This window comes from Caproiciproducens sp. LBM24188, assembly GCF_054130445.1.
The window spans coordinates 1366885-1381556 of the sequence record NZ_CP196862.1 but is presented as its reverse complement, the minus strand read 5'-3'; the positions used below and the strand labels follow the sequence as shown (position 1 = coordinate 1381556).

Sequence of the window (14672 nt, the reverse complement as noted above, 5' to 3'; positions counted from 1 at the left end):
GAATCCATAAAAATCCCGTTTGCGTCGTCTTTTCTTTTCTTTATGTTTATTTTTTAAAGATGTTTTTCACCATGGCAATTTCGCTCTTTGTGGGAATAAACAACCGATAAAACGGTGTTTTGGTAAAGGTGCAGAAAATCACAATGGAAACAAGCCCCTGAAGGGAGAGGGAAGCCGAGGTTGCCATTGCCACACCATTGACGTCATAGAGCGGTATGAACAGAAAGGAAAACACCAGATTCGAGGCAATACCAAGCGCCGTGGGAATGATGTTCAGTTCGGGCCTGCCGTAGGCGGCAATCGAATTGTTCAGCACCTTGGCGTAGGAAATCAGAATTGCGCCGACAATCAGGTACTTCAGCGGACCAAGCGCTCCGACATATTTGGGGAAAATGACCGGAACCAGCAAATTAGAAACCCACACCAGCAGAACGGCGGACACCGTGGTGATATAGGTAACGATTTTGCAGGAAATAATCGTAAGCTTTTGCTTATCCTGCTGCTCCTGCATCGAAGCGATGCGGGTCATGATTACCACACTGACGGCATCCGGAAGAATCCATACCTGCTGCATTAAGGTATAAGCAGTATTGTAAACACCGAAAATCGCGGTGCCAAACCGGCCCTGAACGATATAATTTCCTACCTGCATATTTAAATAGTTCAATACGGTGCTGACATGGGACTTCAGGCTGTATTTCACCATGCTTCCGGTATGCACGGGAATATCGTCCGCGGGGGCAGGCTGCGGCTGCGGACTGTTCCAGCGTTTCACGAAATACAGGGACAGCAGAATTAAAAAGATGGAAATCGCGACCGTGCCCCAGACCCAGACCGCCGCGGAGGGGCGCAGGAACACCGCCACAGCCAGAAGCGTCACCAGAACTTTCTGCAGCAGCAAAAGCATGTTATAAGATTTGAATTTGTTTTCTCCACGCAGAACACAGGTGGAAATGTTCAGCACAAAGGAGCTGACTGCATAAATTACGATGGCAGCCAAATACGGCGCGGGAGTTTCATAAAACGAAGCACTGCTGCGGAACAGGATGACCACCAAAGTACCGATAACGGCAATCGCGGCCGAAATGCCCAAGGTCAGTTTTTTAATTGTGTATCCGGTATTCTTAATCGTATAGCGCGCGACAAAATAAGTCACGGCGGAATTCAGGGTCACACCCAAAATGCTGCTGAATCCCCCACCCCAAAGCTGAACGGTATTATACAAACCTTTAATGGACGGCTGAACACGGTTTAAAACAAGAAACGATGAAATTATGGTAATGACGGCGCCGATCGCATTGGTTCCAAACGTATTCAAGGAATCACGGACGATTGAACTTCTGTTTTTTTTCATTCGGTATGCTCCTATAAGGTTAATTGCAAAGCGCTGCGGCTTGTACGGCTTCGCCATGGAAACATTTCTGGATTCTCCCCGCGTGTTTGGCTAAGTAAATCAGCCGCCTGTAAAACTGCAGTCCTGTTTTACGGGTTTCCGAGCAAAGCAGCATTATTATAGCACCTGCGTTTGAGGATAACAAGAAAATTATCAATGCAAAAATCCGGCGGCACAGGCCTAAGCCCCGCCGCCGGATAAAAATTTCAGTAAATCAGCTGAATATTCATATTCCCTTTTCCAAGTGACTGCGCTCCAACGCCGCGCGCACGGCAAAATACAGAGGAACCCCAATCGTGTCCGCAATTACCGCGTTCGTCAGGGTAGCGGTCAGCTTTGTCAGGATTACCACATTCGCGGCCTCCCCAGTGGAGCCAAGAAAAATCAGCTTTGCATAAGAATAGCCCAGGTAAAGCACGCAGTAGCTCAGCGAGCCCACTACCGCCGCGGCAATGATGCGGACAAGCTTTTTGGCTTTATGATCCCCGCCGTAGGCGACCACACCACAGATAAACGCCATTAAAAATTTTGTGATTAGCGTAACCGGCGCACTGGATGCCCACCCACTAACCAAATCGAACAGGAAGGAGCCGATGCCCGACGCCAACCCGCCATACACGGGGCCGAGCAGCAATCCCGATAGAATGCAGAATACGTTTTCGAAGCCGATCATAGTTTTGTCCGTGCCGGCTACGATTTGTACCTTAAAAAACATCGTGGCCAGAAAGACCAGAGCACCCATTAACCCGGTCAAGGTAAGGTTTACCGTCGTATTCCGCTTGTTTGAATTTAATTTCATGTTATACTTCTGCCTCCAATGCAAATCGATCTTAAAGACTTATTGAAAAAGCGCCCCTACCTGCTTTTTGATGCGGAGCCGGTCCAACGCGTTGCCGACCAGAAGATAAACAGCGGCGCTGGCACCCGCCTGAACCAAATTCGCAGGAATTTCCACCAGCGGGGAAACGAAGCTGTGATAAAAAATCACTTGGGTCAAATAATAACCGGCAACACAAATAATCCCTGCCACCGCGGACGCTGCCGCGTTGCGTTTCGACACAATCTTGTTTCCCGTCGAAGCAAAACACAGCACCATCGCCGACTTAATCACCAGGGTTGGAAGGGCATATGCCACACTGCCGGTCAGCAAATCGGAAAGCGCCTCCCCAATTCCGCCCGCCGCCACAGCAAACGGCGCGGGCAATATACTTGCGGCAAGATACAGGAACGCATCGCCCAAATGAATGTACCCGCCGGTTGCCGGGGTGGGAATATGAAGCGCGTAAGCGGTCACGACAAAAATCAGTGCGGCAAACAAGGCCGTTAGAACCGCCGTCTTTGTGGATTTCCTTTCGCTGGTTTTCATAAAGAACACGATCCTTTCTCCGCCATGCGGAGGTTCCGGCCATTGAACGAAGCCGGATTTCCTCCTGAATTGAAAAAGTGCATTTTTCAAACTCCGCATGGTTGTATGACTTTCGAACTGTGATATAATAGTATCGTAAAACTGTTTCTATTAAAATACACAGTTTATAAAAATTTAATCAGTACAGTTTTTAGCATGGAGGAATCTATAACCAATGACCTATGACTATATTTTGCTGGACACCGGTTCTAGCGTACCACTCTATCAGCAGCTTTACCTTGCCGTAAAAAACGCCATTGAGGCGGGACACCTTGCCAAGGGAGAAAAGCTTCCCTCCATCCGAAAGCTGGCGGGGGACTTAAAGCTGAGTTGCACCACGGTGGAAGCGGCCTATCAGCAGCTTTGCGTGGAGGGGTACCTTACCGCCCGCCCGCAGAGGGGGTACTTTGTCCTTTCTGCGCCAAAAAGCGAAGCATTGCCCCTTCGTCCCGCGGCCATCCGCAGGCCAGAACAGGCGCAGAAAATTCGCTACAATTTTGGTAGTGACTGCGTGGACACCTCCTATATCGATCTAAAAATCTGGCAGCGGCACATCCGCGAAGTCCTAAATCGGCAGGAAGTCATCGCCTCCTACGGCGACCATCAGGGAGAATGGGAACTGCGTGAGGCACTTTCCGCCTACAGTTATGGAGCGCGCGGTGTGATTGCCTCGCCGGAACAGATCGTCATCGGCGCGGGCACGCAGCCGCTGCTGTCGATTCTGTGTGGCCTGCTCAGGGGGGCGGACGAACGGATTGCGCTGGAGGAACCGGGTTTTCTGCAGGCGGAGCAGATATTTTCTGACTGCGGCCTGCAGGTGCTCCGCCTGCCTGCGGACGATTCCGGCATCCGCATGGACGCTCTGCGCGAAAGCGGTGTGAAGCAGGTGTTCGTCAGCCCTTCCAACCGCATACAAACCGGAACAGGCATCCCCGTCAGCCGGCGGTACGAACTGTTGGACTGGGCGCGGGAAACCGGCGGGATTTTGGTGGAGGACGACTACAACGGCGAACTGCGTTACAACGCCCGCCCCATTCCCGCCATGCAGGGAATGGACCGCGCTCAGACGGTCGTTTATATTGGTTCCTTTTCCAAGCTGCTGCTTCCCTCTGTACGCATTGGCTACATGGTTCTGCCGGAACGGCTCCTGGAACTGTACCAAACTCGCGTGGCGCGTTACAATCAAACCGCTTCCAAAACGGAGCAGCTCGCACTGAGCCGCTACATTCGGGAAGGGCAGTTGGAACGGCAGCTCCGCCGTCTGCGCAAGCGTTACGCGGCTAAAAGCTTCGCGCTGATTCAGGCGCTGAAAAACGCGTTTGGCAGCCACACGGAGATTCTTCTTCAGGAAACCCCTCTGTGTGTAAACCTTCGCCTTCACACATCTTTGCCAGGAAGCACACTCTGTGAAATTGCCGCGCGAAACGGCGTGCGCGTCATGCCAGAAAAAGGCGTTTCTTCGGGGGTTGTCCTCGGCTTTGCCGGAATCCCGCTGAACGACATAGAACCGGCGGTTCAGCGTTTGAAAGAAGCCTGGGGCGATGTGGTTTCTGGAAACCACTAATCCCGACTTAAGGCAGCAATTCAAAGCTGCGAATCTTCTGACCTTAGCCGCTTTCGATTTGCTTTCCTTATCGGTTACCTTGCTACTGTCGGTATTCTCCCTCCCTCGCCTTCTATTGTTATCTTTCCCATAAAGTAGTAAAATGGGAAAAAGCGAACCATTTTTACCATTGATACATTTATATAAGGATAAAGGAGTAAAAAAAATGAGAGCCTACGAACGACTTTTCAATTATGTTGCATACAACACCACTTCCGATGAAGCGGCGGACGAAGCCGTATGCCCCAGCACCGAAAACCAGAAAATTCTTGCCCAGGCGCTGGTAGAAGAAATGAAACGCCTCGGCATGGAAGACGCCCACATGGACGACTTTGGTTATGTTTACGGTACGCTCCCCGCAAATACCGAAAAGGAAGTACCCGTCATTGGCCTGATTGCCCACATGGACACCAGCTCTTCCGCCAGCGGGGAAAACGTGCATCCGCACATCGTTTCAAACTACGACGGCGGAGATATTGTGCTGAACCAGGAAAAAAACATTGTCTTAAGCCCGAAGCAGTACGCGCATCTTTCCGATTACGTCGGTCAGGATCTGATTGTAACCGACGGCACTACCCTGCTGGGCGCGGACGACAAAGCCGGCATTGCAGAAATTCTGACCGCTGTGGAACGGCTGAATCAGGAATCCATTCCGCACGGCAGGATTCCCGTCGCCTTTACGCCGGATGAGGAAATCGGACGCGGCGCTGACCGGTTCGACGTGAAAAATTTCGGCGCGCAGTTCGCCTACACGGTGGATGGCGGAAAACTTGGGGAAATAGAATACGAGAATTTCAACGCGGCGGCGGCAACCGTAACGGTTCACGGCGTGAACATTCACCCCGGCGAAGCAAAAAATAAGATGAAGAACGCACTGTTGATGGCGATAGAATTCAACTCCATGTTACCTCCGAACGAAATCCCCGCCTGCACGGAAGGTTACGAGGGGTTCCATCATCTTTCGCACATGGAGGGAGAGGAAGAGCTCGCCACACTGCGCTATATCATCCGCGACCATAACCGTGCCCAGTTTGAGGCAAAGAAAGCACGGTTTGCAAAAATTGCGGATTATCTGAATGAAAAATACGGCGAAGGCACCATTGAACTGACGCTGTGTGATTCCTACTATAATATGAAAGAAAAAATCGAACCGCATATGTTTTTAATCGACCGGGCAAAACAGGCGATGACCGACGCGGGCGTCACGCCGAAAATCGTTGCCATACGCGGCGGAACCGACGGAGCGCGCCTGTCCTTCATGGGCCTTCCCTGCCCAAATCTCTCCACGGGCGGTCACAATTACCACGGCCGGTTTGAATACATCCCCGTTCAGTCCATGGACCGTATGGTGGAGGTTCTGATCAACCTGATGAAAGTATCCTGATTTAAAAACATATCTTTCCCGCCCAAAAAGTTCAGAAAACCGAAGTCTCTTTTCTCCACTAAGAGTGGACTTTATCGATGTAACAGATTAAAATTTTAATGTAAATTTGCAAGTTGTGTTGTAACGCTATGCATATTATGTTATAATAATTCTTTAAAGGCGGCCTTGTTGGCCAAATTACGACAGCGTGCCGCAAAATGCGGGAACCGATGCATTTGTTTCGTTGAAATCCCATTAGATTTCGGTATTTTGCATCTCTTCCAAGCGTGCGGCCGGTTCGATTTTGTGCTTTCAGGCAGCTTTTCTGCCGTTTCCGTCATGACCAAGCAGATGGCTTGAATTTCAAGCCGGTCTTCCGGGAACCGGTTCTAAAGTCAATGACCACCCATAGGGAACCGTCCTGTGGGCAGCCATAGGCTTTGACCGTAATTGGCAAAAAAAGAAAGCGATTAAAGGGGTTAAGTGGAAAATGATTCGTATCAATCAGTATCGCACCCATGTGTGCGGTGAAATCAGCGAAAACGACATTGGTAAGGAAGTACGCGTCGCAGGCTGGGTTGAAAGCATCCGCGATCACGGCGGCGTTCAGTTCGTCGACCTGCGCGACCACTACGGCGTAGTTCAGCTTGTAATTCATAATGAAGCTCTGCTGAATAACGTAACAAGAGAAAGTACCATAACCGCTTCCGGCGTCGTGATTCTGCGCGACGAAGACACAATTAACCCCAAAATAAATACCGGCACCGTCGAGGTTAAGGTAGAGACCTTGACGGTGCTTGGCAAAGCGCTTTCCAATCTGCCTTTTGAAGTAGGATCCTCCCGCGAAACCAAGGAGGACGTCCGTTTGAAATACCGTTACCTCGATTTGCGCAACCCACAGGTGCACAATAATATTGTGCTGCGCTCTAAGGTGATCTCTTTCCTGCGCCAGACCATGACGGAACTGGGTTTTCTGGAAATCCAGACCCCAATTCTTTCCGCATCGTCGCCGGAAGGGGCACGCGATTACCTGATTCCAAGCCGCCGCCATCAGGGCAAATTTTATGCGCTGCCGCAGGCTCCGCAGATTTTTAAGCAGCTTTTAATGGTTTCGGGCTTTGACCGTTATTTCCAGATTGCGCCGTGCTTCCGCGATGAGGATGCACGCGCCGACCGTTCCCCCGGCGAATTCTATCAGCTTGATTTTGAAATGGCATTCGCCACGCAGGAGGATGTATTTGCCGTTGCCGAGGAAGTGCTGAGCAAAACCTTCGCACAGTTTTCGGACAAGGAGGTTTCCAAGCCTCCGTTTGTGCGGATTCCTTATGCGGAATCCATGCTGAAATACGGAACGGATAAACCCGACCTGCGCAATCCGCTGGAAATCATCGATATTTCCGACCTGTTTGTGGAAACGGATTTCAAACCGTTTAAAGGCAAAACCGTGCGCGCCATTAACGTGCCGGATTGTGTAAGCCAGCCAAAGAGCTTCTTTGAATCCATGCTGAAATTCGCGGAATCCATCGGCATGAAAGGCTTGGGGTACATTAGTGTCACCGCGGACAACGAATACAAAGGGCCGATTAACAAATACCTTTCCGAAGAGGACCGCGCGGAGCTCATCCGCCGTTCCGGCTTGAAACCCGGCTGCGTCATCTTCTTTATAGCCGACGACCGGGAAACCGCGCCCAAACTGGCCGGCCAAATCCGCACCGAGCTGGGCCGCAGGCTGAATTTAATTGACGAAAATTCCTATAAAATGTGCTTTATCGTTGACTTCCCCATGTACGAAATCGACGAGGAAACCGGCAATTACGCCTTTACGCACAACCCATTTTCCATGCCGCAGGGCGGAATGGACGCGCTGCAGAACAAACGCCCCGACGAAGTGCTGGCGTACCAGTACGATATTGTCTGCAACGGCGTGGAGCTTTCCTCCGGTGCGGTGCGCAACCATGACATTGAAATCATGAAAAAGGCGTTTGAAATTGCCGGATATACCGAAGAGGACATCCAATCAAAGTTTACCTCGTTGTACCACGCGTTCCAGTACGGAGCCCCGCCGCATGCCGGCATGGCCCCCGGCGTGGACCGTATGATTATGCTGCTGACCGGCGAAGAAAATATCCGCGAGGTCATCGCATTCCCGATGAACTCCAATGCACAGGATGTGCTGATGGGCGCACCGAACGAGGTCACCGAGCAGCAGCTGCGCGAAGTGCACATTAAACTGAGAAAATAAACCGCAAGGAGGGCTTTTCGTGGTCACCTATGAGGAAATACGCAAAATCGCCCGGCTGGCCAAACTTTCGGTCAGCGACGATGAGCTGGACCGCCTGACAAAAGATATGAGCGAAATCATCGGATTTGCCGACACGATTAATGCCGTCAGCCCCGATGCTTCCGACTTTGACAATATCAACAACCTTTCCAACGCATTCCGTGAAGACACGGTTGTGCCTTCCTATGACCAGGAAGAAATTCTAAAAAACGCGCCAAATCAGGAAGATGGATATTTCCTGGTTAAAAAGCGCGTATAGGAGGCCGCTATGGAAGGAAAAATTAAAAAAATCAGCCGAATGCTGGCTTCCAAAGAAATCAGCTGTACGGAACTGACCCAACAATATCTTGCCGCCATGGAACGCGACGACGGCAAGCTGAACGCTTATGTAAAACGTACGCCAGACGCGGCGCTGCAAGCCGCGAAGGCCGTTGATCAAAAAATTGCCGCGGGGGAAGCCCTTTTTCCCCTGGAAGGCATTCCAATGACATTAAAGGACAATATTTCCACCAAAGGCATTGAAACCACCTGCTGCTCCAAAATTTTGAAGGGCTACGTTCCCATTTACGACGCGACGGTATGGGAAATTCTGCAAAAGCAGAACGCCGTTCTGCTGGGCAAAACCAACATGGATGAATTTGCCATGGGGTCTTCCTGTGAAACCTCGTGCTTTGGCGGCGCGAAAAACCCGCATAACCTTGCCCATGTGGCGGGCGGAAGCTCCGGCGGGGTCGCTTCTGCCGTTGGGGGCAACCTGGCCGTTTATGGTCTCGGTTCCGACACAGGCGGTTCCATCCGCCAGCCGGCCAGCTTCTGCGGCTTGGTCGGCTTAAAGCCGACTTACGGCGCGGTTTCCCGCTACGGGTTGATTGCTTACGCTTCCAGCTTTGACCAGATTGGCCCGATTACCTCCACTGTGGAGGATGCCGCCCTGGTTTACGACGCGATCTCGCTTTACGACGAACGGGATTCCACCTCTAGTGGAAGAAAGGGTGCGCCGACCGCGCAGTCCCTAGTCAACCCCATCAAAGGAATGAAAATCGGCATTGCAAAAGAATATTTTGAGGGCATCCGCGATGACGTACGCACGGCGGTGGAAGAAGCAATACGAGTCTATGAATCGCTCGGCGCAGAAATCGTCCATTTCGATATGCCATCCCTAAAATACAGCCTGCCGGTTTATTACATTCTGGCCTGTGCAGAGGCTTCCTCCAATCTAGGCCGGTATGACGGCATCCGCTACGGCTACCGCACCGACCATTACGCCGACCGCAACGAAATGGTTTGCAAAACGCGCAGCGAAGGCTTCGGCGAAGAAGTCAAACGCCGGATTCTGCTTGGAACTTATGTGTTAAGTTCCGGCTATTACGACGCCTACTATAAAAAGGCGCAGAACCTGCGCGGTACATTGGTTCACGCATTTGAAGACGCGTTTCAAAAATGCGATGTGCTGCTCGCCCCCACCGTTCCCATGACTGCATTTCCGCAGAATTTTACCGCGCAGGACCCGGTCGAAACCTACCTAACCGATATTTGCACCGTTCCGGTGAACATTGCTGGTCTGCCCGCCGTTTCCATCCCCTGCGGTTCCGATGCCGCCGGACTGCCCATTGGCATGCAGCTGATCGGCAACCGCTTCTGCGAGGGAACCATCCTCAACGCGGCGTATCAATATGAAACCGCCGTCGGGGAACATGTTTTCCGCACTGCAGATATGGGAGTATCCGTCTGAAACGGTTCAGGCGGAGAGAGAAAGGATGGTTATGGGCATGAAACAATACGAACTGGTCTGCGGCCTTGAAACGCATGTTGAACTTTCCACCAAAACAAAAATTTTCTGCTCCTGCACCACGGAATTCGGCGGCGAACCCAACACCCACTGCTGCCCTGTGTGCATCGGGCTTCCCGGAACACTGCCAAAGCTGAACCGAACCGTTGTGGACTACGCCATTATGGCAGGCCTTGCCACCCACTGCGAAATCAGCCATATTTCGAAAATGGACCGCAAAAACTATGTCTACCCCGACCTGCCAAAGGCTTATCAGATATCCCAGTATGATATGCCACTATGCAAAAACGGCTATATTGAGCTTTCCAACGGACGGAAAATCCGCATTACCCGCATTCATATTGAAGAGGATGCGGGCAAGCTGGTGCATCAGCGTGGCAATGTATTCGTCGACTACAACCGCGGCGGCGTTCCGCTGATTGAAATCGTTTCGGAACCGGATATTCGCAGCATTGACGAAGCAAAGGAATATCTGGAGCAGCTTCAGATGATTATGCGCTACATCGGCGTTTCCGACTGCAAAATGCAGGAAGGTTCCCTGCGCTGTGACGTGAACATTTCTGTGCGGCCGAAAGGCACGGAAACACTCGGCACTCGTACAGAAATCAAAAATATGAACTCCTTTACGCATATGACCAAAGCGATGGATTACGAAATCAACCGCCAGATTGACCTGTTGGAAAGCGGCGAGGAAGTGATTCAAGAAACCCGCCGTTACAATGAAGAAGACGACTGCACCGAAAGCATGCGCGGCAAAGAAGACGCAAACGACTACCGCTACTTCCGTGAACCCGATTTAGTTACCATCAACGTTTCCGAAGAGGAAATTGCGCGGTTAAAAGCGCGCGTGCCGGAGCTTCCGCGTGAAAAAATGCAGCGTTATATCAGCGAGTTGTGCCTGCCCGAGGCGGACGCGCTGCAGCTCTCCAAATACCGCAGAATTGCGGAATTCTTTGAAGAAGCCTGCGATGGCGTAAAGAATCCGAAGGTTGTTGCAAACTGCATCATTGGGCAGATGTTCAGCCGCATGGACACCGACGCGGCCAAGGAATCGTTCGAGGTTGCCATTACGCCGAAGCAGCTAAAAGAGCTGGTACTCCTGTTGGACGCTGGGAAAATTCGAAACAACCTGATGAAATCCACGCTGGAAAAAATGCTGGATACCGGAAAATCCGCGGACGCTTTCCTGACGGAAAGCGATTTGGCCGGTCTGGACGACAATGCCCTGCGGGAAGCCTGTGCGAAGGCTGTAGCGGACAATCCCGCCGCGGTAGCGGATTTCCAAAACGGCAAGGAAAAAGCGCTCAAGGCAATTTTGGGGGCTGTGATGAAAGCCACCCGGGGCCGTGCCGACGCCGTGAAAGCAGAGCAGATTTTGATTCAGCTTATTCAAAAATAAAAGCTCTAAAAACATTCCAATATAAAAACAAAGGACTGCTGCAAGGCAATTTGCAGCAGTCCTTGTTTTTATGATATTGCCTTTCTTCGTTGTTCGAAGTCACGTACTATCGATACGATTTTCTTAGCGCTCCCGCGTGGGGAGCGACTTCGTCCGCACCTAATATGTCTTTAATCCCGTTATTTCAATCCACGCTCCCGCGTGGGGAGCGACCATTACAGATTGGATGGTATTTAATGCACCAAAAGAATTTCAATCCACGCTCCCGCGTGGGGAGCGACAGATTATCACAAACCGATATCTACACATTGATTTATTTCAATCCACGCTCCCGCGTGGGGAGCGACATAAGGGCATAGGCGTTGCCCTCGATAACGCCCAATTTCAATCCACGCTCCCGCGTGGGGAGCGACTACCCTGCAAGCCTACAGCGCGCAACGGTAGCCATTTCAATCCACGCTCCCGCGTGGGGAGCGACCCTTTCTGTACTGTTCTGAGCAGTTGCCTCATCGATTTCAATCCACGCTCCCGCGTGGGGAGCGACATCTTCTGTTGCAGGTAGCACAACCGGCACAACATTTCAATCCACGCTCCCGCGTGGGGAGCGACACTTGGGCGATATTGTGTCGTTTGAGTGCTGGGATTTCAATCCACGCTCCCGCGTGGGGAGCGACAGCAGCGTACCGGATACCCTTTCGCAGCTAATCCATTTCAATCCACGCTCCCGCGTGGGGAGCGACAAGATCTATATAATCAATATCTGGATGGTAACAAAATTTCAATCCACGCTCCCGCGTGGGGAGCGACTGAGAATGCCAACAACCAAGTCCCAAATCGTTTTATTTCAATCCACGCTCCCGCGTGGGGAGCGACAAGACTGACGGTCAAAACCAAAAAAATTGCAATCATTTCAATCCACGCTCCCGCGTGGGGAGCGACTTGCCGGATTACGCGCAGGGCTTGACGGAGGGCATTTCAATCCACGCTCCCGCGTGGGGAGCGACGGACTTGCAACGGACGGCGCATATGTTTAGGGTCATTTCAATCCACGCTCCCGCGTGGGGAGCGACAAACGTGTGCAAGAGTTACTCAACCATACGGATATTTCAATCCACGCTCCCGCGTGGGGAGCGACGATTGTAGCGGATCAGGATGGATAGACAAAAAAATTTCAATCCACGCTCCCGCGTGGGGAGCGACCTGAAACGTCTGTATGATACTGGCAGGCTACCGGCCATTTCAATCCACGCTCCCGCGTGGGGAGCGACTTGTATTTGTTGATAACTTCCATACAAAACATAGTATTTCAATCCACGCTCCCGCGTGGGGAGCGACTCCATCTCTTTAAAGGGATGAGCAGTTATATTATATTTCAATCCACGCTCCCGCGTGGGGAGCGACCGCATACAGCTTTTATTCGATGGAAAACCGAGTGATATTTCAATCCACGCTCCCGCGTGGGGAGCGACTCCATCAGTAGTTATTCTAATGTACCTCCAAGCTGATTTCAATCCACGCTCCCGCGTGGGGAGCGACTCGGACAATGGTCTGATCGTTTTCAGGCCGCTAAGATTTCAATCCACGCTCCCGCGTGGGGAGCGACAACGCTCACGTGTCCTAATGAAATGGGTATGGATATTTCAATCCACGCTCCCGCGTGGGGAGCGACGCTATAGCGTTGTGCTCTGCTTGCGTAACGTGCATTTCAATCCACGCTCCCGCGTGGGGAGCGACCAGCTACGCGATATCCGTGGTCGACGTGCTGAAGATTTCAATCCACGCTCCCGCGTGGGGAGCGACAAATAAACCCTCCTTAAAGGTTGGCTCAAAGGTATTTCAATCCACGCTCCCGCGTGGGGAGCGACTTGTTTAACCGTAAAGCCATTGGCATAAAGGTCATTTCAATCCACGCTCCCGCGTGGGGAGCGACCGTTTGATAATTTTCAGGATACAGAAGAATGGCAATTTCAATCCACGCTCCCGCGTGGGGAGCGACCGGCTGTTTTTTCTCCGAGTTCTTTGATAATTTCGATTTCAATCCACGCTCCCGCGTGGGGAGCGACTCCGCAACGTGTCCGGCTTGATCTGCGGCAAGTCCATTTCAATCCACGCTCCCGCGTGGGGAGCGACTTTCATTTGTTGTCGGGGATGGCGGTACGTGTAAAAATTTCAATCCACGCTCCCGCGTGGGGAGCGACATGCGCAGGCGGTATCGTGGCGCAAGATGACTGACATTTCAATCCACGCTCCCGCGTGGGGAGCGACTCGGCAAACTCGGTAAGGATAAAACGGTGCAGAATATTTCAATCCACGCTCCCGCGTGGGGAGCGACGTACCAAAAGGAAGGAAGAAAAATGAACTGCAGATTTCAATCCACGCTCCCGCGTGGGGAGCGACTGCATCGTGCGGCTTTTACCATGATTTTGGTGTATTTCAATCCACGCTCCCGCGTGGGGAGCGACCACAGTTTTACTCGATCTGCTTGTTTCGGCAGGATGATTTCAATCCACGCTCCCGCGTGGGGAGCGACGGCGAATTATTGCAATACCGGCTTGCATATCCAATTTCAATCCACGCTCCCGCGTGGGGAGCGACCTCTTGACGACCAATTAACGGAGCTTGCCGTGTGGATTTCAATCCACGCTCCCGCGTGGGGAGCGACATTATTGCCCGTAATTCCGCCGGTACCGATATCGATTTCAATCCACGCTCCCGCGTGGGGAGCGACCGTTCAGATTGAATCCTTCCGGGCGCTCATATAAATTTCAATCCACGCTCCCGCGTGGGGAGCGACTCTTCCAGGACGATTTCGATTCCAGATTCCAGACGATTTCAATCCACGCTCCCGCGTGGGGAGCGACCAATTATTTCACCCGTCCATTGTTCAAGCATACATTTCAATCCACGCTCCCGCGTGGGGAGCGACTTAGATTGATGGTAAAATAGTCCGTACCTTCTATATTTCAATCCACGCTCCCGCGTGGGGAGCGACATTCCTTTCTTGTAAATTTTGCCTTTCCGATGTAATTTCAATCCACGCTCCCGCGTGGGGAGCGACCGTTCATCAGCATTGCGTGAGCGCGTTCCTGCTATTTCAATCCACGCTCCCGCGTGGGGAGCGACGGCTTGTTGGGTTCTGCCAAGACTGTCGATGACCATTTCAATCCACGCTCCCGCGTGGGGAGCGACGTACCATTGCTCGATATATTTTCTAATGGCTGGATATTTCAATCCACGCTCCCGCGTGGGGAGCGACAATCAAGTGCCATGTTATGTACCGAAGGTGAGCATATATTTCAATCCACGCTCCCGCGTGGGGAGCGACTATGGACTTTCCGCAGTATCAAGTTGACTATGACATTTCAATCCACGCTCCCGCGTGGGGAGCGACGCGATCAACATGATTATCGCTCGAAAAGAAAAAATTTCAATCCACGCT

The 14672-nt window shown here is 51.8% G+C and carries 9 protein-coding genes and 1 CRISPR repeat array (1 of these 10 running past the window's edge); of the genes, 6 read left to right on the top strand and 3 right to left on the bottom strand.

What is annotated here, in order from left to right:
• Positions 1-46: 46 nt before the first annotated feature.
• The 3 genes from ACSVDI_RS06550 to ACSVDI_RS06540 all read right to left on the bottom strand — a co-directional run bounded on the left by ACSVDI_RS06550 (position 47) and on the right by ACSVDI_RS06540 (position 2759).
• Positions 47-1354, bottom strand: coding sequence for an oligosaccharide flippase family protein (locus tag ACSVDI_RS06550; RefSeq protein WP_457945488.1), 1308 nt, complete (start codon positions 1352-1354; stop codon positions 47-49).
• A gap of 265 nt (positions 1355-1619) precedes the next feature.
• Complete coding sequence (locus tag ACSVDI_RS06545; RefSeq protein WP_457945487.1) at positions 1620-2192, bottom strand: ECF transporter S component; 573 nt, start codon at positions 2190-2192, stop codon at positions 1620-1622.
• A gap of 39 nt (positions 2193-2231) precedes the next feature.
• Positions 2232-2759, bottom strand: coding sequence for a TIGR04002 family protein (locus ACSVDI_RS06540; protein ID WP_457945486.1), 528 nt, complete (start codon positions 2757-2759; stop codon positions 2232-2234).
• 214 nt (positions 2760-2973) lie between these two features.
• Between ACSVDI_RS06540 and pdxR the strand changes: the two genes are divergently transcribed.
• The 6 genes from pdxR (at position 2974) to gatB (ending at position 11233) form a co-directional block, all read left to right on the top strand.
• Positions 2974-4362, top strand: a complete 1389-nt coding sequence (gene pdxR / locus ACSVDI_RS06535) for a MocR-like pyridoxine biosynthesis transcription factor PdxR (protein ID WP_457945485.1) — start codon at positions 2974-2976, stop codon at positions 4360-4362.
• A 205-nt stretch (positions 4363-4567) separates the two neighbouring features.
• Positions 4568-5785 carry a peptidase T gene (gene pepT / locus ACSVDI_RS06530; protein ID WP_457945484.1) on the top strand — a complete coding sequence of 406 codons (1218 nt, stop codon included), beginning with the start codon at positions 4568-4570 and terminating at the stop codon, positions 5783-5785.
• 469 nt (positions 5786-6254) lie between these two features.
• Complete coding sequence (gene aspS, locus ACSVDI_RS06525; RefSeq protein WP_457945483.1) at positions 6255-8006, top strand: aspartate--tRNA ligase; 1752 nt, start codon at positions 6255-6257, stop codon at positions 8004-8006.
• Between the two features lie 19 nt (positions 8007-8025).
• On the top strand, positions 8026-8304 hold the full coding sequence (gatC, locus tag ACSVDI_RS06520; protein ID WP_457945482.1) for an Asp-tRNA(Asn)/Glu-tRNA(Gln) amidotransferase subunit GatC: 279 nt from the start codon (positions 8026-8028) through the stop codon (positions 8302-8304).
• Between the two features lie 9 nt (positions 8305-8313).
• Complete coding sequence (gene gatA / locus ACSVDI_RS06515) at positions 8314-9777, top strand: Asp-tRNA(Asn)/Glu-tRNA(Gln) amidotransferase subunit GatA (RefSeq protein ID WP_457945480.1); 1464 nt, start codon at positions 8314-8316, stop codon at positions 9775-9777.
• 37 nt (positions 9778-9814) lie between these two features.
• On the top strand, positions 9815-11233 hold the full coding sequence (gene gatB, locus ACSVDI_RS06510; RefSeq protein WP_457945479.1) for an Asp-tRNA(Asn)/Glu-tRNA(Gln) amidotransferase subunit GatB: 1419 nt from the start codon (positions 9815-9817) through the stop codon (positions 11231-11233).
• A 181-nt stretch (positions 11234-11414) separates the two neighbouring features.
• Positions 11415-14672: a CRISPR direct-repeat array (repeat unit 32 nt; unit sequence ATTTCAATCCACGCTCCCGCGTGGGGAGCGAC) (it continues 414 nt past the right edge of the window).